Source organism: Pseudoalteromonas denitrificans DSM 6059, from assembly GCF_900112265.1.
GTDB classification, from domain to species: domain Bacteria; phylum Pseudomonadota; class Gammaproteobacteria; order Enterobacterales; family Alteromonadaceae; genus Pseudoalteromonas; species Pseudoalteromonas denitrificans.
Genome location: NZ_FOLO01000007.1, coordinates 148,692 through 163,053, shown reverse-complemented (window position 1 = coordinate 163,053; position 14,362 = coordinate 148,692). Strand labels below are relative to the sequence as shown.

Annotated in this window: 13 protein-coding genes; 7 read left to right on the top strand and 6 right to left on the bottom strand. The window is 32.8% G+C overall.

The genetic code is table 11. From position 1 onward, the window contains the following. Positions 1-40: 40 nt before the first annotated feature. The 3 genes from BM088_RS07180 to BM088_RS07170 form a co-directional block, all read right to left on the bottom strand. A complete protein-coding gene (locus BM088_RS07180; RefSeq protein WP_091982286.1) occupies positions 41-2,716 on the bottom strand; it encodes a TonB-dependent receptor in 2,676 nt (891 codons plus the stop codon). A 143-nt stretch (positions 2,717-2,859) separates the two neighbouring features. Continuing rightward, complete coding sequence (locus tag BM088_RS07175; protein WP_091982284.1) at positions 2,860-3,810, bottom strand: FecR family protein; 951 nt, start codon at positions 3,808-3,810, stop codon at positions 2,860-2,862. Further along, entirely contained in the window at positions 3,800-4,318 is a 519-nt protein-coding gene (locus BM088_RS07170) for an RNA polymerase sigma factor (protein ID WP_091982282.1), read from the bottom strand. The genes BM088_RS07175 and BM088_RS07170 overlap by 11 nt, the downstream gene beginning before the upstream one ends. A gap of 286 nt (positions 4,319-4,604) precedes the next feature. On the opposite strand from BM088_RS07170, the gene BM088_RS07165 reads away from it, so the two are divergent. After that, complete coding sequence (locus BM088_RS07165; RefSeq protein WP_091982280.1) at positions 4,605-6,131, top strand: basic secretory protein-like protein; 1,527 nt, start codon at positions 4,605-4,607, stop codon at positions 6,129-6,131. Positions 6,132-6,300: 169 nt separating this feature from the next. Here the strand turns inward: BM088_RS07165 and BM088_RS07160 are convergent, their stop codons facing one another. Continuing rightward, positions 6,301-7,032: a hypothetical protein gene (locus BM088_RS07160; RefSeq protein ID WP_091982278.1), complete on the bottom strand. Its 732-nt coding sequence runs from the start codon at positions 7,030-7,032 to the stop codon at positions 6,301-6,303. 435 nt (positions 7,033-7,467) lie between these two features. On the opposite strand from BM088_RS07160, the gene BM088_RS07155 reads away from it, so the two are divergent. Together BM088_RS07155 and BM088_RS07150 are read left to right on the top strand one after the other, a co-directional pair. Next, entirely contained in the window at positions 7,468-8,313 is an 846-nt protein-coding gene (locus tag BM088_RS07155; protein WP_091982277.1) for a hypothetical protein, read from the top strand. Between the two features lie 4 nt (positions 8,314-8,317). Continuing rightward, positions 8,318-8,923, top strand: coding sequence for a hypothetical protein (locus BM088_RS07150; RefSeq protein ID WP_091982276.1), 606 nt, complete (start codon positions 8,318-8,320; stop codon positions 8,921-8,923). A 102-nt stretch (positions 8,924-9,025) separates the two neighbouring features. Here the strand turns inward: BM088_RS07150 and BM088_RS07145 are convergent, their stop codons facing one another. After that, the gene (locus tag BM088_RS07145; protein ID WP_091982274.1) at positions 9,026-9,658 is read right to left on the bottom strand and encodes a M23 family metallopeptidase; all 633 of its coding nucleotides are present in this window, start codon (positions 9,656-9,658) and stop codon (positions 9,026-9,028) included. A 219-nt stretch (positions 9,659-9,877) separates the two neighbouring features. Here BM088_RS07145 and BM088_RS07140 point away from each other — a divergent pair, with 219 nt between their 5' ends. The 3 genes from BM088_RS07140 (at position 9,878) to BM088_RS07130 (ending at position 12,378) form a co-directional block, all read left to right on the top strand. After that, positions 9,878-10,693: a hypothetical protein gene (locus BM088_RS07140; RefSeq protein ID WP_143085045.1), complete on the top strand. Its 816-nt coding sequence runs from the start codon at positions 9,878-9,880 to the stop codon at positions 10,691-10,693. Between the two features lie 116 nt (positions 10,694-10,809). After that, the gene (locus BM088_RS07135; protein ID WP_091982270.1) at positions 10,810-11,679 is read left to right on the top strand and encodes an AraC family transcriptional regulator; all 870 of its coding nucleotides are present in this window, start codon (positions 10,810-10,812) and stop codon (positions 11,677-11,679) included. A gap of 60 nt (positions 11,680-11,739) precedes the next feature. Next, a complete protein-coding gene (locus tag BM088_RS07130; RefSeq protein ID WP_091982269.1) occupies positions 11,740-12,378 on the top strand; it encodes an SGNH/GDSL hydrolase family protein in 639 nt (212 codons plus the stop codon). 99 nt (positions 12,379-12,477) lie between these two features. On the opposite strand, the gene BM088_RS07125 is transcribed toward BM088_RS07130, so the two are convergent. Beyond that, positions 12,478-13,242 (bottom strand): DUF6174 domain-containing protein, encoded by a 765-nt coding sequence (locus BM088_RS07125; RefSeq protein WP_091982267.1) that lies wholly within the window; start codon positions 13,240-13,242, stop codon positions 12,478-12,480. A 186-nt stretch (positions 13,243-13,428) separates the two neighbouring features. Here BM088_RS07125 and BM088_RS07120 point away from each other — a divergent pair, with 186 nt between their 5' ends. Beyond that, positions 13,429-14,304 (top strand): hypothetical protein, encoded by an 876-nt coding sequence (locus BM088_RS07120; protein WP_143085044.1) that lies wholly within the window; start codon positions 13,429-13,431, stop codon positions 14,302-14,304. Positions 14,305-14,362: the final 58 nt, after the last annotated feature.

Here is a 14,362-nt window from a genome sequence, read left to right as displayed (position 1 = left end):
GATTGGTTTTGTGGGTTGTGAGCGCATTAAAGTGATTGCGCTAAAAAGTATATCTAGCAGTCAGTTTTGCATTACGGCTATCGCCAGGTAACCCACCAATAAACAAAGCTTTTGCATAATAAGTTTCATCAGTTAGATTGCGCAAATTTAACTGTATATTCCAGTTTTCTACATCATAACTAATGGCTGCATCAAGTACTGTATAGCTATCAATGGTTGAGTCAGGTAAACCAAAGGCGTTAGAATTAATGCTTCTTTGGCCTGTATAAGTGATACCTAAACTAAATTTTATTGGATTATTCAATTCACTGATTGAATGTGAGTAACTCGTCCAAATACTGGCAAACTTTTTAGGAATGCCTTTTCTTTGGCCTGACTCAGGAGTGTCATTTTGATTTCTAATTTCAATTGCATCTTGATATGTCGCATTAAAATTCATAGACCAGACATCATTAAGCGCCATATTCATATCAAACTCATAACCTTGGGTATTATCTTCATTGTCAAAAACATATTTCGGCACACTAATGTTGTAATCAGTGTCTTTTGGGTCATCGTTATATAATGGGTGTGCGCGATTAATATTCGTTTTACGTGTTTCAAAATAAATCAAAGAAGCCAGTAGTTCTTCATCAAATGCAGTAAAACGTATGCCTAAATCAAACGACTTTGACTCAGAATCAGGTATATCACTAAAACCTAAAATACTAGAAGCAGTACGCCCTTTAGAGTAATTAACAAAAGAAGCAAACTCATCGGTTAAGCGATAGTTCAGGCCAAAATTAAAAGTAATGCCAGAGTCTGAATAATCTTCTTCTTGAGCTATATCTGGTCGTTTAGGTGTGCCTTTGTGCTGATAAGTCTGCTCTATTTTTGAATGTGCAAGTCCAAAACGACCAGTTAATATATCATTAAAATAAAGTACTTCCTGAAAACTCACACCATAAGAAGTTACTGATGAATCATAATTTGCAGTGAGGGTTGGGTCGGATGCCATAAAACTTTTTGTTGGCCAATTAGGGTTACGGATATCAAAAATGTAGGGAAGGGGATCACTTGAGGAGTTAGCGTCAGCATCACTTAAACTCCAACTCTTGACTTCCATTGAGCGTTTTTCATAATTAGCACTTGCTAAATGCTCACCTTCAAATCTTCCAAGTGACCAACTTGTACTAAAATCAGCGAAATACTGCCAGCTTGTTTCACTTGCATCGCTTCTACGGTATTGCTGACGCCTAGCTGAAAAAGGGTAAATTATATTATCTATGACTAAAGGTGCACGAGGGTTTGCATTTATTTCGCCATTGCGATCCCAGTAAACATAGTTAAAGGCACCCGTTTGACGAATAAAGTCAGTATCATAATCTCTAAACTGAACTTGTTGATGTAATGATGTGTCATTTGAAAAGTCAATTGTATGACTGACCTTTAATCTAAGCTCTTTCCCTTCATTTGGTTTTGACATAGGTGATATTAACCCTTGGCTGCCTAAATCATAGGGTTTTAAACCATCATTCGGGTTTAAAGAGTTTGCTAAATCTTGCCTTTGTGCATCGCTAAGTTGTAGTCCAATAATTTTGTCGTTGTCTGAATCACTATCGTTTATTAAATCTTGCCATGTAATTTCACCAGGGTTGGCATTAATGCTATCTAAATTTAAAATTCTAACTGGGTGGCCAATTGAGTCAACTTGATTTTTATCATCAATAAAAGCAGTTGAAAATATTAACTCTTGATCTTGTGGTAAATTTAAACGTAACGAGGCATACATTTCATTTCGTGCTGAACTTAAACTTCGATAGCCATCTGTTTCTTCAATATTTGCGACAAAACGATAAGCCATTGAGTCATTAATCGCCGAAGTCGCATCCAACATCATGCTATGATTATCCCATTGACCTACAGTTGCCTTTACTTGATAAAAAGGCTTATCAAGGGGTTTTTTTTCTACTAGGTTTATCACACCTCCCGCTGAACCTGTGCCATATAAACCTGTAGCAGGTCCTTTAAGCACTTCAATGCTTTCAACGTTTGTGGTTGACCTTGTTGGGTTGTAACTATTGCCTAATCCTGCACCACCATACATGCCATCATAAATATAATTAGCACCTAACCCTCTAATGATTAAATTATCGCCGATCCCATAGTTGTTACCTGAATGTGTTAAACCACTAATATTTCTTAAGCTATCTTGTAATGTAGAGGTTGATTGTTCATCCAGCAAAAATTTGTCAACAACAACGATTGCTGCAGGTGTTTCCATTAAACTCATGTTGGACTTTGTTGCAGTACCAGATTCTAAAATTAATTTATTATGTCTTCCATAAATACTGATATGTTCAAGAGACTTATTATTTCTGACTAAATTATTGCTTGGTTTAACAATACTGTGAGCTTTAATATTTTGTTTTTTATGTTTAATGACAACGTCGGTATCAGATATCCAATGTGCTTCTAAGTTCGTATTTTTCAAAAGTTGCACTAAAGCCTCTTTAACAGACTTTGCTTGATCTACGGCACCTACATTTAATCCATTAATGACTTTATCTCGTGCAAAAATTTGGATATCAGTTTGTTTTGCTAGACTCGTTAATGCATTCGATAAAGATTGCTGTTTAATAGAAATCGTTTTACTTTGTTCAAGTGCTACAACTGAACTTGAAATAGAAATGGCTAACGCCAGTGTGCTAATTTTAAATGTAGTTTTACCAAGCATGGATCAACATCTCTCTGATAGTAATGTAAGTGATAATTATATTCATTACCAATAAGGACGATGTAAAAATGAAAATACCGTAAAAGTTTTATAAAAAAATAAATTTAATTTTTAATTCAGTTTTAAAAAATTTTAAAATACGATCAAAATATTTTTATTTCATTGTTTTTAAAGGTTATTTTTAAATCTAAACCACTTGTTATTAATTTTAGTGCTTGATGAGGTTTTTTTAAGTTTACAGAGCCAGAAATCAATTCATTAGCCTGTGTGCGATCAACCAATTTTATTTTTTCACTAACATAGGGCTGTATTTGCGTAAGCACGTCTTTTAAGGGGCGGCCCTTAAAATTTAATTTCGTATCTGTCCAATTCTCTTGTGATTGAGTAACCTTAGCCATTTGCCATCTGTCATTAAATTCACTGGTATACCCTTCACGGATAATTTTATTTGTATGTCTGTAACTTAATTTTACTTTATGCTCTGTAACCGCTAGTTGTACGTATGGCCTAGTGTTAACTGTAAATGCGGTGCCCAAAGCTGTAAATCTATGTTCACCATAACTCACGATAAAAGGTCTTTTTTTATCTTTACTTACTTTAAAATGTGCATCACCTTTAATGATGGCTATTTGACGTTTGTTTTGACTAAAGTGAATGCTCACCTCGCTTTTAGCATTAAGCCAAAGCGTGCTCCCATCAGGTAAAATATAATTGGCTTGTTTAGCGGTAGGTGTTTTATAAACGTGAGAGAAGCTTTGGGCATCATGATTGAAATAAATAAACGAAAATAAAAATATACTTGCTACCAAAGCGAAATAACTAAATTTTTTAAAAGATTTATTTATTTTTTTTGTTTGGTTGTTAAATGAAATAGCGGTGATGTTTTGTATGTTTTTAGCACTATTATTTAAATTGTTTCTCTCTATTTTTTCAAGTGCTTGCCAGTTCAGAGTCAGTGTTTCAAAAGTGTGTTTATGCTCTGGTGAAGTATTTAGCCAAGCTATAAATTCTGGTTTGTTTGAAAGTGATTTTATATTATATTTTACAATCCATTGGGCAGCTTCTAGCTTGATATGGGAAGCATTATTGTCCATTTTTATTTTGCTCCTGTGCAATTTCACTGCACATAATGAGTGATAGCGCTAAGTTTTTTTCAACCCAGCTTAATGATTTGTTTTTATGTTTTGCAATTTGCGTATTAGTCCAACCATATACGCGACTTAATGTGAGTAAGTCTTGTTTTTCATGAGGTAGTTGTGAAAGCGCAATATTCAGTTGTTCAATCATATTTTGATTGATAGCACTTTGCTCAGGTGAAGATTGATTACATATTGCTTGATCAATTTTATCATCTAAACCTGTTTCTAAAACTTGATAGGGTTTCCTACTATTATCAATAATCAAATTACGTGCTGCGGTATTTAAATAACCCTTTGGGTTAGAAATTTCTTTTTTAACAGGTATTGATTGTAGTTTTAGGTAGAGATCTTGAAGCAAATCAAAGGTTAAATCGGGACACTTAACTTTGTACTTAATGAATTTAAATAAGTTTTGGTATTCTTTTTGAAATAACTGTAATACATGGGGCTTGCTAATAGACATATAACTGAAAATGAAAACTTTTATAATTGATTATGATAATCATTATCAATTCATATGTAAATGAATTTAAATAAACCTGATTAAGTTTATTTTTATGACCTTTTAGTACTTCGGGCTAAATTTATTTCTTTATAAGTCTTGATTATTTTAAATGTTAATATATTGTTATTGGAACGTTCCTATTCTGAGCTGTTATACCTTAGTGTCAAATATGAAAGCTTAGATATTTAAATTCATATAAAAACTGGAACGTTCCATTAATTTAAATCAACAGGATTAAATAACCATGACGAAACAATATAAATACAAAAAATTAAATAGCTTCATTAAAACAGCAGTGATATCAAACATCTGTGTTTTTTGTGTAATACCACATGTAAATGCGCAAACTCAAGTGACTAGCTCTGGTGAGAATGTTCCTTATGAGACTGCTTTGCATGCTTTTGATAAGTCTTATGATACTAAATGGCTTACATTCTCTGAAAAAGGCTGGATCAGTTATATGTTTGATAAGCCGACATTGGTAACGGGTTATACACTGACTTCTGGCAATGATGCTGCTAGTAGAGATCCAAAAAACTGGCAATTACAGGGCACAAATGATGGGATAAACTGGGTGCATCTTGATTCTCGTACATCAGAATCATTTTCTGCGCGTAAACAGTCTAAATTATATTCTTTAAATAATATTCTCAGTTTTAACCAAGTTAGACTAAATGTTACAAGTAACAATGGTGGCAGTTATCTGCAATTGTCTGAAATTCAATTTGAAACACAAAATAATCCAAATACTTTGCCATTATTTGATAGTGCTTCACTTTCAAAAGGGATCTGGAAGCATTATGGGCCTTTTGATACTGTAAATAGCAAAATAACGGCAAAAACAACCGGATCTGGAGATACCGATTTATATATGAGGCGGGGTAGTAAAGCGACCAGAGCACACTATGATTGTATTGATGCAAATGCTACATCAACTGAGCGTTGTGAATTATCAGGTAATGATGTGTATGTTTCAGTTTATGCCTATAACAATATTACTTATAACATAAATATAAATGATCCCATCATTGAACCGCCATCTGGTGATTGGATTGCACCTCTAGTGACGTTTGTTGATATGAACCCTGAGACTCAAGGCTCAAAATTAGTAAATCGAATATTACAAAACCCCGCATCACATATGGCTAAGAGATGCATTGATGTTGCAAAAATACTTTATCGCGATCCTTTACAATCAAATCGCTTTAAAAATTTAAGATTTGAATTAAGGGCCTTAGATTTTCAAGGCAATGAGTTTGTGGCATATAAAACAGGGCAAGATGGTTCTGGTGAAATGACGATTGCAGTAAGTACGACACATCTAGAAAAACTTTATCGTGAAGGTGGTAACTCTGACTCCGCGATAAGTGATGAAATTAGTGGCATACTTTTTCATGAAGTAACGCATGGCTATAACAATTCTCCGTTAACCCATGATGGCTATGGCGACGGAAAATCATACTGGGCATATACTGAAGGACTAGCTGATGGTGTTCGAATTGGTGCGGGTTTTCATAAGACGCGTCAGCCAGATGTAAACAATCCTAAAAAATGGTTAGCTGGCTATACAACAACAGGATTCTTTTTACATTATGTTGTAGACAGAATTGATCCTAATTTTATTTATAAGTTTAATAAAACAGCTAAAGATTTAACGAATTATACTTGGTCTTTTGAAAATGCTTTTCAACAAGTACTTAATCGCAGTGTTGATGATGTTTGGAATGAATATCAAGTTTTCATTAATAATGGAGGGAAATTAAATTATTAAAATTGAAAGATTTATTAACTGAAACTCGATATATTAGTGTATGTAGTGGTCAAGTTGTGGTTAAAATTACTGTATGACCAAGGGGAAACATTGATAAAAAATAAGCAAAAAGGAGTGACAAATAGTGGTAAGGATATTACCACTATTTGCTAGAATCTAGGTTTAATTGCTATACCAATTGGCCAACTAAAATGGCTTGTAAAGCCCCTGTTGAACCCAATGTATTTTTACCATTAGGCGCATAAGCAACGGCACAACGATCCCCTTCAGTTAACTGTTGAATAGTTACCACCTGATAACCTGCAGGAGAAGATCCTGTAACGGCAGTACATTGATAGGAAGCATTCTTACCAAAAACATGAATGCAAATTAAATCACCATTTGCAGATGGAGAGACATTTGGCAAAGTTTCATAAGAAATGGTAAATTCCGCACCTTTATTAATGAAAGCAATATTTTCAGTATTAACAATATCGTGGTTAATCAGGTTAGCCTGACCACGAACAAGCAAAGCACTTGAAGTAATGGTTTTATTCTTATTCACTTTCGAACCAAGATAAACAGTATAAATGCCTGTTTGCAAATTCCACTGGCCAACATCAATAGTAACCTGCTTTGGAGAAAGTGTTACAGGCACAACTATAGTTTTGCTATTGTTATCAATTTTGCCATTAATGCCTTCAACAACAGACAGTTGAATATCTGGTAGTGGCGAGCCAGCAGTTGTTTTTGACACACAAGTTTGATAAGTTACATGGAGTAAATTGGCATTGCTGGCATCTACAGCAAGGTTAATAATTTGACTATAATCAGTACTAAGTACAATCACAGATGGATCGCCAAAGGCTGCACTATCTACTGTAGCTTGATCTATTGCTTGGGTTTCAACAATTGAGTCCATATGAGTTTTCCTTAATTTGTTTTGTTTAATTATGTCTTTGAACACACAATCTACAATACCTTTAGGACCTCATAAGTAACATTACATCACCATTACACCGACCTGTATTAGAAAAATGAAAAACATATACTTTACTTTATGGAATAAGACAATAAGTGCTCAAAATCAAATGCTTAACTGGTAACTTCTAGCACTTGTAACTTTCTTAGTCAGTTACATCATATCAATAGACTAATTAGGTTCATTTCTATAAACCTGTAATTAGTTAGCAATAAACAGTATTTAAAATACTTTTCATATTTTCAGGGATTATTACATAGTATTTTTTTAAGCATTTTAGAGCTGAATATATACTACTGAAATGGTATTTTGTGTATTTTACTTTTTCATAATACCATATATACTTAAGGTGTGATGTAGATATTTGAGGTTCATATGAAAGCTGCTAGCAATATAATTCCACAAAAAGAAATTGAGGCGTTAGTTGAAGTATTTGAAAGAATACGGCCAGAATGTATGCCTAACAGCTTATCTGGCACATTAGAGATTAATGAAACGAACCATTTGTATCCAGGAGTAGGGAAGCCTGAATATTTCATTGACGACTGGTTGAAAACTGTGACTTTGGCGGCTTCTGGTGTGCGTCATTACAGAAAAGAACAAACTAGCAACTCAAATGATGCGATGAAGGCACTTGTCGCAAATGATGAATTTGCAACAGCAACTGAATCTGATTTGGTTTTATTGAAAAAATTTGTCAAAAAACGCGATGATATTATGAGTCAATTTGAATTTTTTTCTGCAAAAGAGTTTTGTTCATTTACGGGCTTTATAGATAAAAATCAAAGCCGCCTGTTATCTAAGAAAAAATCAATATGTGAAATTTTAGCTGTTATTAAAGGGAGTAGTGAATATTACCCTGCATTTCAGTTAAACAACAAAGCACATGTGTATCCAGAGATTATTGATTTACTTAAACGTATTCAAGATACCGCAATGGACGAATGGGATGTTTGCTTTTTCTTAACTGAGCCAAAAATGCTTGTTTTAAAACAATTTGAAGCAAGTGATGCATTACTTAAAGGCAAGACGCTTTCACAAGTCATCATTATTACAAATCAAATAAGTGATATGTCAGAGGTTTATAATGGTAGCCCAATTGACGCACTTAAAATTGGAAAAATAGAGGTTTTTAAAGCGTTCGTAGATGATTGGCTAAATCAAGAACAGCGAAAAGTACCAACAAAATTAATATCTAAACTACCTGCATGCAAGGAATGATACTTTGCTGGATATAAATACAGATACGAGTTTTTTTTTAGAAAAATTTACACGGCTATTTCATATTTATAGTAAGTCATATGCGATACCAAGCTTTAATGATAGTGGATTAGGCTGTCGCAGATTTGATCCTTTTTCAGTAAATAACAAAGTCATGCCGTCATTTTATTGTGCTACAGATTCAATTTCAGCTGTTGCAGAAGTAATCTTAAGACTTAATAACATAGGTCAGCGCCATATAGTTGCAGACATTAATAATCGTGGGTTACTAGAATTTGATTTAAAGCGAAATTTAAAACTGGTGGATTTAACGCAATTTAAAGAGATAAATAATTTACTGTCTAGTAGTAACTGCGCATACCAAAATTTGACAACGATTGCTAAAGCAATCGCGATTAATCATCCTGAAGTTGACGGTTTAAGTTGGTTTGGCTATCAAAAGGGTGAAAGGGGACTTAGATGTTTTTTGTTTTTTGGTGATAGAGTATCAGTTGAAGATTTTGAGACTAAAATTGAATCTAATTTTGAGCAAGAAAGAGCTGTTCGTATACTTAAAGATGCTGCATTAGCATTAAATACAGATATTGGTAGTGGAAAACTTTTAATTTAATAGCAAAATAAATTTCAAAAATTTGAAGTTATTCATTTAGCCACTAATCAGTTTAGTGGCTGCTATAGTAGATACACGGCTGCTTTAATGGATTAACAACTCTTAACAATTCCAGCAATAATTTATATTACTTGGTTTGTAGTCTGACCAATAAGTTGCTGCATATGTTTCTAAATCTTTGCTGATAAGGTGACCTTGTAAGCCACCTCTATAATATGTAACTGAGCCTTGATAAATAGCAAAATGTAAATGGTTTGGACCAGAAAAAACACCACTTTGATCAACACCTAAATTGGAAATTTCACCTATTTCTTCACCTCTACTAACTCTTAAACCTTCGATTACATTTATATTATTCATGTGCATATATCCAGAATAAAATATACCAGAGGCGATATCAGTGTGTTGAATTATTACAAAACCTTTTTCACTATAATCGACATGCATAACCACACCAGGTCCAATCGCTTTCACTGCTCTGCCATCATCGGCATCCCATTGATCAACTAAATTCAAATTAAAATCACGTGCTTTACTATCCATAATTTTTAGGTTACCTAAGTACCATGTTTTATGTTGAGAACTTGCAGCAAGCGCCTTCCACTTGCCTATTTCATTTTCATTTAGCTTATCAAATGGCAGTTGAAAGTAATCGGTAATTGATGATCTAGCTGATACTTCATTTATGTTCATCATTGTAAGCGCGATAATTAAAGGTAGTAAGTATTTATTCATTAATTTTTCCTTAATTTATTGATATTTAATTTTCACTCTCAGAATAAATTCTTAGTTTTTAATTGCAAATTTCAGGTACAGACATTTAAAATAGACTCTATAAACTCTATCCATATGAAGTAAAAGGAAATTAAAGTGAGGCAAAGGAAAGTATCAAAGCTTAGAACAGAGATTCGAATGTATTTGAGGGATAAGAGTAGGACAGGTAAAAATCAAAAAATGAATTTTAATTGGTTCTCCGATAAATTGGGATTAGGTGAATCAACCTTACATGACAGACTAAATAATCCTGTTAAATTTCAAGAGTCTGAGCTTATTAAAATTGCTGAATTTTTATGTCTTGAATTTGAATATGTAAAATGTCTTAGTTATGAGTTTATGTACTCTTGTGCATCTGAAGAAATAAAAGACGTTAAAAGAGAATATAGTGAAACTAGAGTTGAAGAACTTAAAAATTGTGAGGTTAAACTCGAGTCGGTTAGTCATTTGAAGTTTAAAAAAGTTGGATTTATTTTATTGATCGCTTTAATAACTACTTTTTTTGGTATCGCACTTGTTATTTCTGCGATTAAAGTTGAAAAAAAGCAGATATCAGAAAGTGTTCCTATGAGTGCATTATATAATGGTACAGGAATTGACATTAACAGAGATGTTTTTTCTGAGTTAAAATCATTTCATTCAAAATTATATACTTATGAATTTAAAGATTTAAAATTTACTCGAGTGGGAGAAAATATAACTGTAAAAGGGTTGGTAATTTATGCATATATAAATGAACCCGCTTATATACAAATAGGGGAGTTAGTTGGTACAGGGCAATATATAGGGGATAAAGTTGCCTTAGTATATAAAATAAAAGACGATGTAGATAATGATATTTGGTTAGGTACGGTTATGTTGCATATGCCATTTGCGGGTCCAGCTAATGGTTATTGGATGACGATTCATAATGATGAAGACCCTGCAGGCACCGGTCCATTTGCTATTGGGAGTATAAACCTTAAAAAACCAATTTTATCAGGCCAATCTATTTAAATTAAATGCGTTGACAGGCGAGTTTGAAACTCATTGCCGACAATAGCAATTTTGGTCATGTTTTATCTTTTAATGTTGTTATTCTTTTTTTGAAAATTAAATAAAGAGATAGCTAAGTGACTCACATTCAAAATAAATTTACTGATGTATTAAATTATATAGATTTACATCTAGATGATGAATTATCTATTGAACAATTAAGCGAGATTGCCCACCTTTCTAAATATCATTTTCATCGGCAGTTTTCTTCATATTATGGCATTAGTTTGTCTGCATATATAAAACTTATACGCTTAAAAAGAGCATCATATCAATTGGCTTTTAGAAAAAGCCTTAAAGTGATAGATATCGCATTATCAAGTGGTTACGAAAGTCCTGAAGCTTTTTCAAAAGCTTTTAGTCAAGCGATAGGGCAAAGCCCTTCTAAATTTAGACAATCACCCGATTGGAATTGCTGGCACAATAAATATGAATCATTAACGAGTATGAGGGTTAAAATAAGAGATGATAAAGTGAATGATTTTAAAGTTGAAATAGTCAACTTTTTAGACATTAACCTGGCTGTTTTAGAACATAAAGGTGCACCTCAGATGTTGCCAAATACTATCAATAATTTTATAAGGTGGCGAAAGGAAAATAAATTACCACCCAGTAAAAACCGAACTTTTAATTTGGTTTATGATGACCCTGCATTAGTTTCCCCTGAAAATTATAAATTTGATATCTGTACATCAATAAAAGGCTCAGTTAAAGAAAATAACTATGGGGTTATAAATAAAAATATACCATCAGGGCCTTGTGCTGTGATCCGACATATTGGCTCGGATGATACATTAAAAAATGCAGTGAATTATTTATATGATGTTTGGTTAAGTAGTCAAAAAAGGGAGTTAAGGAATTTCCCGTTATTTTTTGAACGCATTCATTTTTTCCCTGAGGTTGCGGAAAATGAAATGGTCACTGACATATACTTACCATTAAAATAAAGCTATGTCGTATTTCTAATTATAGAAATGTAATTATGAAAATTAAGATAGGAAAAGTTAATGCATAAAGTACTATGTTTTGGTGATTCGAATACTTGGGGAACAATTCCAAGTGTTAAAGGCAGATATAATGAAAAGGAGCGTTGGCCGAGACTTTTAGCGAGTATGCTTTCAGATGATTTTGAGATAATTGAAGAAGGCCAACCTAGCAGAACGGCTGTTCATAATATGCCTTTTGATGGTGATAAAACAGGTATTCGATATTTAAAAGCCTGTTTAGAGTCTTACTCTCCTGATTTAGTATTAATTATGCTGGGCACAAATGATCTGAAAAAAAAGTTTAATTTAACCGTTGATTGTATTGCACTTGGAGTGCATGAAATTATTGAAAAAACATTAAGTTTTAAATGCATAGATAACAATAATAAGTTGCACGTTTTACTTATTTGTCCCCCACCTATATTTGAAGTGGGCCATTATGCAAAAATCTATCAAGGTGGTGCAGCTAAATCACAATTGTTAGCGAAATCTTTTCATCATGTTAGCAAAACACTCGATTGTGATTTTTTTGATGCTGGCACTGTGATCCATAGCTGTAAAAAAGAAGGGATCCATTGGCAAGTAGAGCAGCATAGCGTGTTAGCTCAAGCGCTAAGTGTAATAATTAAAAAGTTATTTATGCGCAATAAGTGTGAGTGAATTTATTTTGTTACATTACTATGGATAAAAATTTATTTATCCATAGTGGCTAGTTTGTATTGATGTTTATCTAAAAATGATGACAAAAGCAGATGCAAACTATAATTTTTCAAGTTCGACTGTTATATCTTGTGTTTTTATTGCACAGTGATCCGCTATCACATGAATATTGTTTATGGTTTTACTGTGATAACCATCAACATTAATTGTTATGCTGGCGATACCGCTATCGCTTGCAATATCTAAACTGTGATTATTATCGCAATTATCACTGGTTGAATTATCAAAAGTAACGGGTTCTTTATCTTCAAATTGGTAACTTCCTGCTAACTGGCAGTTAAGGGAGTCAGTTGTATTGGCATCTTGAGCGATTAAATTAAAAGAGGGGGTTAGCACCTCAATACAAGCTATATTTGTATTGTCAGTAAAGTTTGAAGTGGTAATTGAATATTCATCATCTGCAGTTTGTTTATCTATATCAACACTGATGTAGGTTGGGAAACCATATTGCGCATGATATTCGACTTGTAATTCATCGCTGTTATTTATTAACTCGCTGGCTTTTTTAAATAATTCATCAACTTTTAAAAAAGAATTTCTTAGATTTTTATTGGTTATTACTTCAGTTTCTTTGGCATAACTCAACTCTATTTCATTATCTTTAATTAGCAAAGTGGTGGTTTGTGTGGCTTCAGGTAGACAAAAGCAACTTCGTCTTTGATCTAAAGTATATTGTGTAATATTAAGAGCATCCCATTTGGCCTGGTTCAGATCGAATTCTCTTTGTTGGTCAGTTTCACTACTTGAATTGCACCCTAATATTGATACTAAAGTAATGGCTGAAATATATTGCATTGGTAACATAATTGTTCCTTTATTATGAGTTGTTGTTCTATTTTAAATCAAAATAAAGAGATTACTGTAATTCTGTGTGACCAAGTGTAGTTTTTTGTGCTTTTATTGTTTTTAAATTGATTTAATTTTAAGTTGAGCTTTGTTCCTTAAAATGCTCAACTAGCAACATTATTACTTTATTAATAACAATAAGATATGCTTTTAGATATTTTAGGAATACTCATCGCCTTTTGTTCTGTGATGTTGATGTTTAGTTTGATCGTGACTGCCTTTATTCAATTTCTGCAAAACAACTTAAAGTGGCGTACAAGACATTTAAAATTAGGTTTAGATGCATTAGCTGTTTATATTTATGAAGCACATTGTAAAAATAACTGGGTGTCACAAGAAATCTTATCTGAAACTTTTGTAGATTTGATGAAACCTAAAATTAAAGCAAATAGAGCTGGTTTATTTTATCAATTATTTAGAAATTATGAACGTGCACATGTAGGTCACGATGAAATTAAATTTGCATTAACAAAATTACACCAACAAAGTGATAATCAAATTAAGCCTGAATTAAAGCTTTTATTACAAGAAATAGATGCCTTTTTTGTACGTATTGAAACTGAAATGAGCAGCCATTTTGCGCGTAAAACGCATTTTTGGTCTTTCATGATTGCAGCTGTATTTGTAATTTTATTTCAATTGGATACGTTTTCTGTATTAGCTAAGGTTTCTCAGGATCAGGCTTATCGTGAACATTTAATTAAAAACGTTCAGCAAGAGATTAAAGCACAAAAAACGATATGTGATGGTGTTATTACATCAGTAAAATTCCAACAATGCTTAACTCAAACTGAGCAAAAACTAGCTTTATATGATTTTACGTTATTGCCTAAAGGGGAAGCACATTATTATAAAGTAGGTGAAACGCATCACCATAAAACCCTATGGCAATTAATTTCCTTTTGGATAGGCATGGTGATATCAACCATATTTATTTCTTTAGGTGCTCCTTTTTGGTTTAATCGAATTAAAACATTGATTCAACTTAAAGATAAATTGAGTAAAGTGACCGTCAAATGAATTGTTTTTAATACTGAAAAAACGCAATGAAATTTTGAGTCAAAGAGTTACTTTTGAT